The organism is Enterobacter sp. SA197, from assembly GCF_054131575.1.
On the sequence record NZ_CP096393.1, the window covers coordinates 3,392,649 to 3,407,238 of the forward strand.

Sequence of the window (14,590 nt, forward strand, 5' to 3'; positions counted from 1 at the left end):
TCTCGCTTGCCAGCCCGAATCCCGGCAGTGCTCGCACTCCTCACGTACTCAAGTACGCTCCGGTTGCTCTGCGCTGGCGGTCTCCGGTCTGACTTCGCCGATGACGCCTGTACTTCAGGAACAGATTTTCAACGAATTCTAAAATAGTTATGGGTTTGTAGGCCGGATAAGCGCAGCGCCATCCGGCAAGCCAACAAACTCAACGCAATACCAGCAACAGCGCCAGAATCACGACGGCCCCGATGCTCATGGATGCCACATACCAGCGCAAATACCCACTCTCACTAAGCAGCAGACCTTTGCCTGCAAAGCGAGAAAGGATGGCCGGGATGTTCATCAAGGCATTCAGCGGGTCACGCTTCAGCAGCCACGCAATGCCGAGGAACGGCTTCACGAAGATGAGATCGTAGAGCCAGTCGAAGCCCCAGGCGTTGTACCACCAGGTACCCAGCAGGCGGCCCGGTGCGCTGTTGGCAACAGATGTCACCAGCGTACGTTTGCCTAGCCACAGCCACGCAGCAATCAGGATGCCAGCAATCGCCACCACACCCGAGGTGATTTCAAGCATCATCACATGGCCATGCTCAAGCTCAGTCGTTTCAGGCAAAACACCGTGCAACGGCGGTACAATCATTGCGCCCACGAAGGTAGAGAGAATCAGCAGCACAATCAGTGGCAGATGGTGGGTTATCCCCTTCCCTGCATGCGCATGAATTTGTTCTTTCCCGTGGAAGACGATGAAAATCATACGGAACGTATAGAGCGAGGTCATGAACGCACCGACCAGCCCTGCAACCATCAGGTTGATGTGTCCGTTTGCCATAGCCCCGGCAAGGATTTCATCCTTACTGAAGAAGCCTGCGGTAATCAACGGCAGGGCCGCCAGCGCCGCGCCACCCACCAGGAAGCAGGCGTAAACCAGCGGAATGGATTTACGCAGACCCCCCATCTTAAAGATGTTCTGCTCGTGGTGGCAGGCCAGAATCACCGAACCAGACGAGAGGAACAGCAGCGCTTTAAAGAACGCATGCGTCATCAGATGGAAAATCGCCGCATCCCATGCCTGCACGCCCAGCGCCAGGAACATGTAGCCAATCTGGCTCATGGTGGAGTAAGCGAGAACGCGTTTGATGTCGGTTTGAACCAGCGCAGCAAAACCTGCCAGCACCAGGGTCACTGCCCCGACGATACCTACCAGATGCAGAATCTCCGGGGTCATCAGGAACAGGCCGTGAGTACGGGCAATCAGGTAGACCCCGGCGGTGACCATGGTAGCCGCGTGGATAAGCGCTGAAACAGGTGTCGGACCCGCCATCGCATCGGCAAGCCAGGTCTGCAACGGCAGCTGCGCGGATTTACCAACCGCCCCGCCCAGCAGCATCAGCGTCGCCCACCACAGCATCGTGTTGCCGTTTGCGAAGTGCGCCGGTGCCAGTTCAACCATCTCCCGGAAGTTCAGGGTGCCCAGTTCGTTATAAAGAATGAACAGTGCGAAGGCGAGGAAGACGTCACCCACGCGGGTCACGACAAACGCTTTCATGGCTGCGGCACCATTCTTCGGATCGGTGTAGTAGAACCCGATCAGCAGATAGGAACACAGACCCACCCCTTCCCAGCCGAGGTACATCAGCAGCAGGTTATCCGCCAGTACCAGAATCACCATGCTGGCGATAAACAGGTTGGTGTAGGCGAAGAAGCGGGAATACCCCTCTTCACCGCGCATATACCAGGAGGCGAACATATGGATAAGGAAGCCGACGCCAGTGACCACGGAAAGCATGGTCAGCGACAGGCCATCCAGCACCAGGCTAAAGCTGATGTTGAAATCGCCAACGGACATCCAGGTCCACAACGGCAGCGTAAAGACCTGACGACCGTTGTTAAAGAAATCCACGCCTGCAATGGCGGTGACCAGAGCCGCCAGGCCAATAGAACCCATTCCCACCGTGGCAGAGAGGTTTTCAGACCAGCGTCCACGAGAGAAGGCGAGCAGCAAAAAGCCAATTAAAGGAAAAATAATGGTTAAGGCGAGCATGTTCATCCACGCATCTCACTTACTGAATCGATATTCAGATTCTGGCGGCGACGATGGAGTTGCAGCAGCAACGCCAGGCCAATGCTTGCTTCCGCAGCGGCGAGGCTAATGGCGAGGATGTACATCACCTGACCGTCGGTCTGGCCCCAATAGCTGCCCGCCACGACAAATGCCAGGGCGGCCGCATTGATCATAATTTCAAGACCAATCAGCATAAACAGCAGGTTGCGTCGAATGACAAGACCCGTCAGCCCGAGAACAAACAGGATCGCGGCAAGGATCAGTCCATGTTGTAAGGGGATCATGCATGCTCCTCCGTTTTTCTTTTCGGGCGATCGTCCGTACGGTTGCTCAGCACCTCACCCTGTCGGTCTTCACGACCAACATGGAAGGCCACAACCAGACCCGCCAACAGCAGCATTGACGCCAGCTCTACTGCGAGGACATAAGGTCCAAACAGCGTGATACCGACGGCTTTCGCGCCAATTGGCGTACCGTCAATACCCTGGTCATTAATGCCGGTAATGGCGTAAATGATTACGCCCAGCAGAACAGCCGACAAGATGGCCGGGCCAATCCACACCTGCGGTTTCAGCCACTGGCGTTCTTGTTCGATTTCAGAACCGCCCAGGTTGAGCATCATCACCACGAACACAAACAGCACCATAATGGCCCCTGCGTAAACGATGATTTCCAGCGCACCCGCAAAGTAGGCACCTAATGAGAAGAAGACCCCTGCAATAGCCAGCAACGACACAATCAGGTACAGCAAAGCGTGCACCGGATTGGTGTGGGTTATCACCCGCAGTGTCGTCAGGATGGCAACCAGGCCACAGATATAAAAAGCGAACTCCATTGCCCCTCTCCTTACGGTAACAGGCTCTTGACGTCGATAGGCTTGGCTTCGTTCTGCGCTTCGCCCTTATCTTTGCCGTCGATTGCCATACCTGCCATCCGGTAGAAGTTATATTCCGGGTATTTGCCCGGACCGGAGATCAGCAGATCCTCTTTTTCGTAAACCAGATCCTGACGTTTGTACTCACCCATTTCAAAATCCGGCGTCAGCTGGATAGCGGTCGTCGGGCACGCCTCTTCACACATACCGCAGAAGATGCAGCGTGAGAAGTTGATGCGGAAGAACTCCGGATACCAGCGTCCGTCTTTGGTTTCTGCTTTTTGCAGGGAGATACACCCTACCGGACAGGCGACCGCACACAGGTTACAGGCAACACAGCGCTCGGCACCATCCGGGTCACGGGTCAGAACAATACGTCCACGGTAGCGCGGCGGTAAATAGACCGGCTCTTCCGGGTACATACGGGTTTCGCGTTTAGCAAACGCATGCAGGCCGATCATCCAGATACTGCGCACCTGGGTGCCGAAGCCCACGAGTATTTCTTTTAAAGTCATGGTCTTAAGCCCCTTATTGCGCTTGCCAGAGAATGACAGCCGCCGTGCCCAACAAATTGAGAAGCGTCAGCGGCAGGCAGACTTTCCAGCCGAAAGACATTACCTGGTCATAACGAGGACGGGGTAACGCTGCGCGAATCAAAATGAACATCACCATAAAGAACGCGGTTTTGATCGCGAACCAGAGGAATGGCGGTAAGAACGGGCCGTGCCAGCCACCGAAGAACAGCGTCACCATCAATGCTGAGATGGTCACAATCCCAATGTATTCCCCGACAAAGAACAGACCGAATTTCATACCGGAATATTCGATGTGGTAACCATCAGCGAGCTCCTGCTCGGCTTCGGGCTGGTCAAAGGGATGGCGGTGACACACTGCCACGCCGGCAATCGCAAAGGTAATAAAACCAAAGAACTGCGGGATGACGTTCCAGATATCAGCCTGGTTGTTGACGATGTCGGTCATATTAAAGGAACCGGCTTGCGCCACTACGCCCATCAGGGAGAGGCCAAGAAACACTTCGTAGCTCAGGGTTTGCGCAGATGCACGCATTGCCCCTAGCAGGGAGTATTTGTTGTTACTCGACCAGCCCGCGAACAGCACCGCATACACCGCGAGGCCGGCCATCATCAGGAAGAACAAAATCCCGATGTTGAGGTCGGCAACCACCCAGTTAGGGCTGACCGGAACGATAGCGAAGGCCAGCAGCAGCGAGGTGAATGCAATGACCGGCGCAAGGGTAAAGATCATGCGGTCCGTAAATTTCGGCACCCAGTCTTCTTTGAAGAACATCTTGATCATGTCCGCGACGATCTGGAGTGAGCCACCCCAGCCTACGCGGTTCGGTCCGTAACGATTCTGGAACAGCCCCAGCAGACGACGCTCACCAAAACTCATGAGCGCGCCACAGGTGACCACCACCAGCAAAATGACGACCGCTTTCAGGATGCTTAACAGAATGTCGATAACATCCGGTGTTAACCAACTCATGCTTGCGCCTCCTGCAGATTTTCAAGACGAGCACCCGCGAGCACCGGCGCGATGCCCGGCATGCCCATCGGTAAACCAACCTGCCCTGCCGTCAGCTTTTCGGACAGCTCAAGCGGAAGGCTGAGCGTCTGGCCGTCGTAACTAAAGGAGATACGCGCACCGGCATTCACCCCCAACTTCGCGGCATCGGCCGGGTTGAGTTTGATATAGGGTTGCGGCATACGGCTCTGGAAGACCGGGGAGCGCTGAGACATTTCGTCACTACCAAACAGATGATAGTAAGGGGCGATCAGCCACTGCCCGTCCTGCGCTTCGAAGCTCGCGGGTACGTGAGTGAAGTAATCGAGACCACTTTCCGAGGCTTCAAACAGACGCACACCAGGATCGCCATGACGCAGGTGCCCCCCGACCTCAGCCTGGAACTTGTTCCACGCCTGCGGTGAGTTCCAGCCTGGTGCCCAGGCAAATGGAATTTGCGAGCGCGGTGCGGATGGCTGGTTGTTCCCTTCCATTGAGAAGGCGAACATGGTGTCTTTATCCTGCGGTTGACGCGGTTCGTGCACGCTAATGTTGGCGCGCATCGCAGTACGGCCACTGTAACGGTGCGGTTCACGCGCCAGTTTCTGACCGCGAATGCGGAAGCTTGCATCAGGTGCTGCATCTTTGATGCCGGCCAGGTGCGGCAGCTTCTCAACAACGGCATCAATCACATGGTCAAGCTGCGTCCAGTCCACCTCACGGTTTTGCACCGTGCTGTGCAGGGAGTGCAGCCAGCGCCAGCTTTCAAGCATGATGTTTTTGCTGTCGTAATAGGACGGGTCATACACCTGGAAGAAGCGCTGCGCGCGGCCTTCATTGTTGATAACCGTGCCGTCACTTTCTGCAAAGCTGGCAGCGGAGAGCACCAGATGCGCATGATCCATAATCGCCGTGCGTTGATGGTCAATAACCAGTACCAACGGCGCTTTAGCCAGCGCGGCGTTCACACGGGTGGCGGACGCATGACGATGCAGATCGTTTTCCAGCACCACCACGGCATCTGCCGCACCGGTTTCCAGTTCGTTCAGCGCCTCATCAAGCGAGCCACCGCCAATCATGCCAAGCCCGACGCTGTTGGTAGAACGGGCAATCATGGTGACGCCGACGTCCGCACCACGCGTTTTCAGTGCCCTGGCAACGTTAGCCGCCGCCTGAATGACATCCACGCTACCGTTATTAGTGCCGGAGATAATCAGCGGTTTCTTCGCGCCAGCCAGCGCCTGAACCACGACGTCGATTTTGTTTTGCAGATCACGGCTGATGCCCTCTACTGCAGGGGCATTTTCATCGAGTGCATGGGCAATGGCATAACCCAGTCGCGCCTGATCTTCAACCGGTGCGCAGTAGGTCCACGCGGCGATATCGTCCAGACGGGTAGTGTCGACGTTGGTGACAAACAGCGGATGTTTTGCACGCTGACCAATGTTCAGGATGGCGGCAATCTGCCAGTCAGCTACCTTTTGCGCCGCTGCCATTTCGCGTGCCTTGCCTTTCACGGCCTGACGCACCGCCAGCGCAACACGTGCGCCGGTTTGCGTGATGTCTTCACCCAGAACCAGCACCGCATCATAAGACTCAATTTCGCGCAGGGTCGGGGTACGAATACCGCCCTCACGCAGCACTTTGAGCATCATCTGCAGGCGTTCCTGCTCGCCTTTCGCGATACCGGTATAGAAGTTCTCAGCGCCCACCAGCTCACGTAAGGCGAAGTTGCTTTCAACGCTTGCACGCGGCGAACCAATACCAATCACTTTTTTGGACTGACGCAGGATATCTGCTGCGCCCTGCATGGCCTGCTCGGCGTTGAGGGTGATGATATCATCGCCACGACGCTGAACCGGCTGACGCGGCCTGTCTTTCAGGTTCACGTAGCCATAGCCAAAACGGCCACGGTCGCAGAGGAAATAGTGGTTCACGGAGCCGTTATAACGGTTTTCAATACGACGCAGTTCACCGTAACGCTCACCGGGGCTGGTGTTACAGCCCAGAGAACACTGCTGGCAGATGCTTGGCGCAAACTGCATGTCCCATTTACGGTTGTAACGCTCGGAGTGCGTCTTGTCGGTAAATACGCCGGTCGGGCAGATTTCAACCAGGTTACCGGAGAACTCGCTTTCGAGCACCCCGTCTTCCGGGCGACCGAAGTAGACGTTGTCATGTGCGCCATAAACGCCCAGATCCACGCCATCAGCATAATCTTTGTAGTAACGCACGCAGCGGTAGCAGGCGATGCAGCGGTTCATTTCGTGAGAAATAAACGGCCCCAGGTCCTGGTTTCTGTGGGTACGCTTCGTAAAACGATAACGGCGGAAGCTATGACCGGTCATGACCGTCATATCCTGCAGGTGGCAGTTGCCCCCTTCTTCACAGACCGGGCAGTCGTGCGGATGGTTGGTCATCAACCACTCTACGACGCTCTCGCGGAATTGTTTCGCCTCTGCATCATCAATAGAAATAAAAGTGCCTTCGGTTGCCGGTGTCATACAGGACATCACCAGGCGACCACGCGTGTCTTCCGCGTTCTGGTATTGCTTCACCGCACACTGGCGGCACGCACCCACGCTGCCCAGCGCCGGATGCCAGCAAAAATAAGGAATATCAAGGCCCAGTGAGAGACATGCCTGTAGCAGGTTGTCCGCACCGTTAACCTCGTATTCTTTGCCGTCTACATGAATCGTAGCCATTAGCATGCTTCCAGTTGGCCCAAATAACCATCACCCTTCACGCTGTTGTCGCGTTGGTTGCCATCTCTCATCCGGCGAGTTCAGTTGACTCCCTTTTCCGGAATTCGCTCTGTTGCCGCCTTGCTACAGTGCGAAGGATTGGGTTATTACTCAGGCATTAATCGAAATTTCTCAGGTATCGCGTTTGGGCGAGATACCCCTATCACCAGCGCGCTTTCAACAGGTTCGGCTGAATACCGCCTATGGCGTTGGTATTGCTGAACTGCTGCTTGATGCCTGCTTCGAATTCTTCTCGGAAATATTTAATCGCGCTTTGCAGGGGTTCAACCGCACCTGGCGCATGCGCGCAGAAGGTTTTACCTGGACCCAGGAAACGACACAGTTGCTCAAGTGTCTCGATATCCCCGGGCTGGCCTTCGCCACGCTCAAGCGCACGCAGAATTTTCACGCTCCACGGCAAACCGTCACGGCAAGGTGTACACCAGCCGCAGGATTCACGGGCGAAAAACTCTTCCAGGTTACGCACCAGCGGCACCATGCCAATTTCGTGGTCGACCGCCATCGCCAGCGCCGTACCCAGGCGGCTGCCCGCTTTGCCAATGCTTTCAAACTCCATTGGCAGATCCAGGTGAGACTCGGTCAGGAAATCGGTACCCGCTCCACCCGGTTGCCAGGCTTTGAATTTCAGGCCGTCACGCATACCACCTGCATAATCTTCCAGGATTTCACGTGCGGTAGTGCCAAATGGCAGCTCCCACAAGCCGGGGTTTTTCACGCGACCTGAGAAGCCCATCAGTTTGGTGCCGGCATCTTTACTGGTCGAAATGTTCTGATACCACTCAACGCCGTTCGCCAGAATAGCCGGGACGTTACACAGGGTTTCGACGTTGTTGACGCAGGTCGGTTTACCCCATACGCCCGAACTTGCCGGGAAAGGCGGCTTGGAGCGCGGATTAGCACGACGCCCTTCGAGGGAGTTAATCAGTGCAGTCTCTTCACCACAGATGTAGCGCCCTGCCCCGGTGTGCACGAACAGTTCGAAGTCGAACCCGCTGCCGAGGATGTTTTTGCCAAGCAGACCGGCTTCGGTCGCTTCGGCAATCGCACGACGCAGGTGCACGGCGGCTTCAATATACTCACCGCGCAGGAAGATGTAGCCCCGATACGCTTTCAGCGCAAACGCGGAGATGAGCATGCCCTCCACCAGCAGGTGCGGCAGTTGCTCCATCAGTAAACGGTCTTTATAAGTACCCGGCTCCATTTCATCAGCGTTACATAACAGGTAACGAATGTTCATGGACTCGTCTTTGGGCATCAGGCTCCACTTCAGACCGGTGGAAAAGCCAGCGCCGCCACGGCCTTTAAGACCAGAGTCTTTGACCGCATTGACGATTTCATCCGGGGCCATACCCGACAGCGCACGACGCGCGCCGGCATAACCATTTTTACTTTGATATTCATCCAGCCACACGGGCTGTTTGTCATCACGCAGACGCCAGGTCAGCGGATGCGTTTCGGGAGTACGGATAACGTCTTTCATTTATACCGCTCCAGTAATTCGGGGATGCCTTCCGGGGTCAGATGTGCATGAGTGTCCTCATCAATCATCATGTTTGGCCCCTTATCGCAATTGCCCAGACAGCAGGTCGGCAGCAGCGTAAAGCGTCCGTCAAACGTCGTCTGGCCCGGCTTGATTTTCAGATGGCTTTCAATCGCAGACTGAATGCCCTGATAGCCGGTAATATGGCAGACCACGCTGTCGCAATAGCGAATCACATGACGCCCCACCGGCTGGCGGAAAATCTGGCTGTAGAAGGTGGCAACGCCTTCGACATCACTTGCCGGGATGCCCAGCACCTCAGCGATGGCGTAAATCGCCCCATCCGGCACCCAACCGCGCTGTTTTTGAACAATCTTCAGCGCTTCAATGGACGCCGCACGCGGGTCTTCGTAGTGATGCTTCTCGTGCTCAATGGCTTCACGCTCTGCCGCACTCAGCTCAAAGGCCTCGGTTTCTGGTAATTGATTCTCGTGCATAATTAGCGGTCCACATCTGACATAACAAAATCGATACTACCCAGATACACAATCAGGTCGGAAACCAGGCTACCGCGAATGGCGGATGGTATCTGCTGCAGGTGCGGGAAGCTTGGCGTCCGCACGCGCGTACGGTAGCTCATGGTGCTGCCATCGCTGGTCAGGTAGTAACTGTTGATACCCTTGGTCGCTTCAATCATCTGGAAGGATTCTTGCGCCGGCATGACCGGACCCCAGGAAACCTGCAGGAAGTGCGTGATCAGGGTTTCGATATGTTGCAGCGTGCGCTCTTTCGGCGGCGGCGTGGTCAGCGGGTGATCCGCTTTGAACGGGCCTTCCGGCATATTGTTGAGGCACTGCTCAAGGATGCGCAGACTCTGGCGCAGCTCTTCAACTTTCAGCATGACACGGGTGTAGCAGTCGGATACCCCACCACCAACCGGCACTTCAAAGTCGAAGTTTTCATAACCGGAGTAAGGGCGCGCCTTACGCACGTCAAAATCGATCCCGGTAGCACGCAGGCCTGCACCCGTGGTGCCCCACTCCAGCGCTTCTTTCGCGCCGTAGGCGGCAACACCCTGAGAACGCCCTTTCAGAATGCTGTTGCGCAGCGCGGCTTTCTCATACGAAGCCAGACGTTTTGGCATCCAGTCGAGGAATTCACGCAGCAGACGATCCCAACCGCGCGGCAGATCGTGTGCCACACCACCGATACGGAACCAGGCCGGGTGCATACGGAAACCGGTGATCGCTTCCACTAGATCGTAAATTTTCTGACGATCGGTGAAGGCAAAGAAGACCGGCGTCATTGCGCCAACGTCCTGAATAAAGGTCGAGATATAGAGCAGGTGACTGTTGATGCGGAACAGTTCAGAGAGCATCACACGAATCACGTCCACACGCGCCGGGACAGTAATACCCGCCAGCTTCTCAACGGCCAGCACATACGGCATTTCGTTCACGCAACCGCCGAGATACTCGATACGGTCGGTGTAAGGAATGTAGCTATGCCAGGACTGGCGCTCACCCATTTTTTCAGCACCACGGTGGTGGTAACCGATGTCCGGGACGCAGTCGACAATCTCTTCGCCATCAAGCTGAAGAATAATGCGGAAAGCACCGTGCGCAGAGGGGTGGTTAGGACCCAGGTTGAGGAACATAAAGTCCTCGTTACTGGTGCCGCGCTTCATGCCCCAGTCTTCCGGTTTGAAGGTCAGCGCTTCCATTTCCAGATCCTGCTTGGCTTTGGTCAGCTCAAAGGGATCGAACTCGGTTGCACGCGCCGGATAGTCTTTACGCAGCGGGTGGCCTGTCCAGGTCTGCGGCATCATGATGCGCGTCAGATGAGGGTGGCCTTCAATATCAATTCCAAACATTTCCCAGGTTTCACGCTCATACCAGTTGGCGTTCGGGAAAAGTTTGGTGAACGTCGGTACGCGCAGATCGTTTTCAGACAATGCCACCTTGAGCATGATATCGCGATTGCGTTCAATGGAAATCAGGTGGTAGAAAACGGAAAAATCCGCGGCAGGTAAACCCGCGCGGTGCGTGCGAAGACGTTCGTCCATGCCGTGTAAATCAAACAGCATGACGTAAGGTTTTGGCAGTCTCTTTAAGAAATCGCCCACTTCCAGTAACTGTTCGCGCTTCACCCATACTACGGGCACCCCGGTGCGGGTCGCCTGAACGGTAAAGGCATCCGGCCCAAAACGGTTGCGCAGTTCGCCAATGACGGGATCATCAAGGTGATCCCGGGTCTGCCATGTGGCGTCTTGCGCAGTTAAGTCAGTCATATTGTTCACCATTGCAAAATTTCCGTGGTGACTGTCAGGTATGGCTTCGCGTTAGTTGATTATTAAAATGCGAAGATTGATGCCACAACCCGCAGGCGCAAATTAAATCTCGTCAGGCGTACGCAGATTCGTGACTGCAATACGCTCGCCGCGTTTGCGGTCGCGTTCCGACTGCATGTTGGCGCGGTATACACCTTGATCGCCAACGACCCACGACAGCGGGCGGCGCTCTTTACCAATGGATTCCTGCAACAGCATCAGAGCCTGCATATAGGCTTCAGGACGCGGCGGACATCCTGGGATATAGACATCCACGGGGATAAATTTATCGACGCCCTGAACCACGGAGTAGATGTCATACATCCCACCGGAGTTAGCGCATGCGCCCATGGAGATAACCCATTTTGGTTCCAGCATTTGATCGTACAAACGCTGAATGACCGGGGCCATCTTGGTAAAACAGGTTCCTGCAACCACCATCAGGTCGGCCTGACGTGGGGAAGCACGCAGTACCTCAGCACCAAAACGCGCAACGTCGTGCACGGCGGTGAAGGAGGTCACCATCTCGACATAACAGCAGGACAACCCGAAGTTATAAGGCCAGATTGAGTTTTTGCGGCCCCAGTTAACCATGTCATGCAGGGCATTTTCGAGTTTGCCCATGTAGACGCTTTTGTTAACTTCCTGTTCCAGGGGGTCGGTTACGATCTCCTGTTTTTGCAGGGGGTAACGGTCGTTCTCACCGTTGGGATCTATGCGGGTGAGCGTATAATCCATCTTATTGCCTCGCGGTTAGCGTTGACGATTAGTGTAGTTGGTAGTCTCTGGGTTGATTTGAGCACGACGTGAACGCGACGGCGTCCAGTCCAGCGCGCCGATTCGCACCAGATAAAAAAGACCTGCCAGCAGCACTAAAATGAAAATTGCGGCTTCGGCAAAACCGAGCCAACGACTCTCGCGAATGGAAGTTGCCCATGCATACAGATAGAGCGCTTCAACATCGAAGATGACGAAGAACATGGCCACCAAATAGAACTTAGCGGAGAGACGCAGGCGTGCGGTACCGACCGAATCAATACCCGATTCGAAAGGAACGTTTTTGTGTCTTGCGCGTGCGCGACCGCCGAGATACCAGCCGCCGAGCAACATCAGGCAGCACAGGCCAATTGCGACAATAAGAAAGACTGCGAACGCCCAATGATGAGCGATGATTTCAGTGGATGTTGACATACGCATTGCTTAGCTCAAAAGGTAGCGCTTACTACTCTGCTCTTTTCGGCAGATGGCGCTACATCGATTCATGGGGAGGAATAAAACCACACGTTAAGTAAGAATTTGACAAGTCAGCCAAACGATGTGGGTTTTACTCCTTTCTATAACCTTTTGTCAACTTTAACAAAAGTTTCCTCACATTAGTTTACATCGGCAGCAACTCATTAACATTAAATGCCGTTTTCTTATTCAACCTCGACGAAGCCCATGATCTTTTAGGGTGTTGAATCGTGTCCGTTGTGAGGTTTTACAAAAATTACCCTCTTATTTTGACAGGATTTTGCACGGATTCCTCCCCCTCTGTGGGAGTATTTTCTTGATCTGAGACACGCTTTTGTTAATTCATCACTAAAAACGGCAACAAAATAGCCTGATTTTTAACATGCCGCAGTATCACTAAAAACTATAGAACATGAAGGGGAATTGTGGAGGAAAGATTGTTAATCTGTTGATATAGCAGCATTTTATAATTTTCATTTCGCTCATCCATAAGCATTGGTGTCAAAAATGAACCGATGACTTGCTTTTTTCCATCAGCGGTCCATTTTTGCATTTACAATTTGTTACCAGTTTTTGCCGTGCCTGTCAGCCAAAATCATCCTCCGCGACCAGCGAGTCGCCTCCTCCTTCGGTGGCACGCGTGCCATACTGCCACGGATTCTGGTAGTGCTCCATCGCCTGGAAAATGACCTGCGCCAGTTTATTCTGGCTACGGGCGTTGACGCAGAGCACATATTCGGTTTCAGGAAGCGCGGGTAATCCCTCCGTATTGCCAAGCACTCGCAGATCGGGACTCATCATCTCAACAGGTCGTGCCGTGACGCCCAACCCTGCCTTTACGGCGGCTTTGACCGCTGACAAAGTCGAAGCAACATAAGCAATGCGCCAGGCAACGTCAGCGGCGTTCAGCGCGTTAAGGATGAGCTCGCGAAACGGACTGGGTTCATCGAGCAGCACCAGAGGTACCGCCTCGCCTTTTTGCAGCATAAAATCAGCCGCGCAATACCAGTGGGTTGGAGACGTCCTCAGTGTCAGGCAGTTCTCCAGGCCTGATCGGTGGGTGGTCACAATCAAATCAACATCGTCTTCCTGCAACCTTTCCCCGGCGAAAGGGTTACGTTTTACACGAACATCTAACGCCAGCTTTGGGTAAACCGAACTTATACGGTTGAGCAGGAACGGCAGGATGGTATCGGCCGATTCATCAGACGCGCCAATCGTAAGCCCCCCCTGTAAATTGCTAAACATCAGCGAGGTACATGCTTCATCATTAAAGCGTAAAATTTTTCTGGCGTAGCCCAGTAACTGAATGCCGTGTTCGGTGAGAAGCTTATTACGACCGTGACGGGCGAAAAGCTCTTTTCCAACCAACTGCTCCAGCCTCTGCATTTGTTGACTGACCGCAGACTGGGTGCGACAAACCGCAGCGGCTGCCGCAGCGAACGTGTTCAAATCAGCGACCGCAACGAAGGTTCTCAGCAGATCGAGGTCGAGATTCAGTATCGGACGATTTGCATTTATCATAATTTTTCACTTACGGGTTCCTCACTCGGAGTTACCCGGGTTTATGCTGTGCGCGTAAGATTTAAGCAATTCCCTTTAAAATGTGCATCCAGCAGAGTTATAGCCTGGTCAACCTGACTGAAAGTTCTGGTGCTTATAGTTCGCCATGTGATCCCAGGCGAACGTCGCGTCGTTATTTACGACTCCCTTCTTTTTGAATATATAAACCATACGAATACATGTTAATCCTTTTAAGGGAAAAGCATTTTTTTGCAACAATATCGACTGTAGATAACGGATGTCTCATATACAGCCCATACATATGGCTAACCGGGAGTTAAAACTTGTAATAACAGACAACGGACAGGCAGAAATAGTCCACAAAGCAAGCGGGGACTCTCATGTGCACCATTTCGAACGGCAGTTTAACCTAAAACCCTTATATTTATAAGTCCTATTGCGATTAATCTGAAGCATAACATTAACTCGCGAGCTACTTAATCTTATTAATATTACTGTTATTGATCGTAACCATTCTCAATATTAAATATACAAAAAGGGAAATAGCCCTATGTATAAATAATACTTAACAATGCTCTTACAGTTTAGTCGATTACCGTTGATAATTTCTTCCGGGTCCATGATTTTCATCGTCCTGATGAAGGTTTATAAGACTGATGAGATTATCGCCAGTTTTCCCCCACGCTGCCTGGGGACTTCTTTTTAGCATAAAATTCGCAACAAAATTGGGATAGTAAATATAATCACTGAATTATAGTGTTTTACCCTGAAAAGATAGAGATTTTGGCAATAATTCCAGTGTAAA

The 14,590-nt window shown here is 53.7% G+C and carries 12 protein-coding genes; all 12 read right to left on the reverse strand.

Going from position 1 to position 14,590, the window contains the following annotated elements; translation table 11 throughout:
• Positions 1-199: 199 nt before the first annotated feature.
• Positions 200-2,041, reverse strand: a complete 1,842-nt coding sequence (gene nuoL / locus M1D91_RS15980; protein ID WP_437430722.1) for an NADH-quinone oxidoreductase subunit L — start codon at positions 2,039-2,041, stop codon at positions 200-202.
• A complete protein-coding gene (gene nuoK / locus M1D91_RS15985; protein WP_002463445.1) occupies positions 2,038-2,340 on the reverse strand; it encodes an NADH-quinone oxidoreductase subunit NuoK in 303 nt (100 codons plus the stop codon). The genes nuoL and nuoK overlap by 4 nt, the downstream gene beginning before the upstream one ends.
• Positions 2,337-2,891 (reverse strand): NADH-quinone oxidoreductase subunit J, encoded by a 555-nt coding sequence (nuoJ, locus tag M1D91_RS15990; protein WP_437430721.1) that lies wholly within the window; start codon positions 2,889-2,891, stop codon positions 2,337-2,339. Before nuoJ ends, nuoK begins: the two co-directional genes overlap by 4 nt.
• Before the next feature lie 11 nt (positions 2,892-2,902).
• Entirely contained in the window at positions 2,903-3,445 is a 543-nt protein-coding gene (gene nuoI / locus M1D91_RS15995) for an NADH-quinone oxidoreductase subunit NuoI (protein ID WP_437430720.1), read from the reverse strand.
• 13 nt (positions 3,446-3,458) lie between these two features.
• Positions 3,459-4,436 carry an NADH-quinone oxidoreductase subunit NuoH gene (nuoH, locus tag M1D91_RS16000; protein ID WP_437430719.1) on the reverse strand — a complete coding sequence of 326 codons (978 nt, stop codon included), beginning with the start codon at positions 4,434-4,436 and terminating at the stop codon, positions 3,459-3,461.
• Entirely contained in the window at positions 4,433-7,159 is a 2,727-nt protein-coding gene (gene nuoG, locus M1D91_RS16005) for an NADH-quinone oxidoreductase subunit NuoG (RefSeq protein ID WP_437430718.1), read from the reverse strand. Before nuoG ends, nuoH begins: the two co-directional genes overlap by 4 nt.
• Before the next feature lie 202 nt (positions 7,160-7,361).
• Positions 7,362-8,699: an NADH-quinone oxidoreductase subunit NuoF gene (nuoF, locus tag M1D91_RS16010; protein ID WP_437430717.1), complete on the reverse strand. Its 1,338-nt coding sequence runs from the start codon at positions 8,697-8,699 to the stop codon at positions 7,362-7,364.
• Positions 8,696-9,196, reverse strand: a complete 501-nt coding sequence (gene nuoE / locus M1D91_RS16015; protein WP_437430716.1) for an NADH-quinone oxidoreductase subunit NuoE — start codon at positions 9,194-9,196, stop codon at positions 8,696-8,698. Before nuoE ends, nuoF begins: the two co-directional genes overlap by 4 nt.
• Before the next feature lie 2 nt (positions 9,197-9,198).
• Positions 9,199-11,001, reverse strand: a complete 1,803-nt coding sequence (gene nuoC / locus M1D91_RS16020) for an NADH-quinone oxidoreductase subunit C/D (RefSeq protein WP_437430715.1) — start codon at positions 10,999-11,001, stop codon at positions 9,199-9,201.
• A 90-nt stretch (positions 11,002-11,091) separates the two neighbouring features.
• Positions 11,092-11,766, reverse strand: a complete 675-nt coding sequence (nuoB, locus tag M1D91_RS16025; RefSeq protein WP_437430714.1) for an NADH-quinone oxidoreductase subunit NuoB — start codon at positions 11,764-11,766, stop codon at positions 11,092-11,094.
• 15 nt (positions 11,767-11,781) lie between these two features.
• Positions 11,782-12,225 carry an NADH-quinone oxidoreductase subunit NuoA gene (gene nuoA / locus M1D91_RS16030; RefSeq protein ID WP_437430713.1) on the reverse strand — a complete coding sequence of 148 codons (444 nt, stop codon included), beginning with the start codon at positions 12,223-12,225 and terminating at the stop codon, positions 11,782-11,784.
• 621 nt (positions 12,226-12,846) lie between these two features.
• The gene (gene lrhA, locus M1D91_RS16035) at positions 12,847-13,785 is read right to left on the reverse strand and encodes a transcriptional regulator LrhA (RefSeq protein ID WP_437430712.1); all 939 of its coding nucleotides are present in this window, start codon (positions 13,783-13,785) and stop codon (positions 12,847-12,849) included.
• Positions 13,786-14,590: the final 805 nt, after the last annotated feature.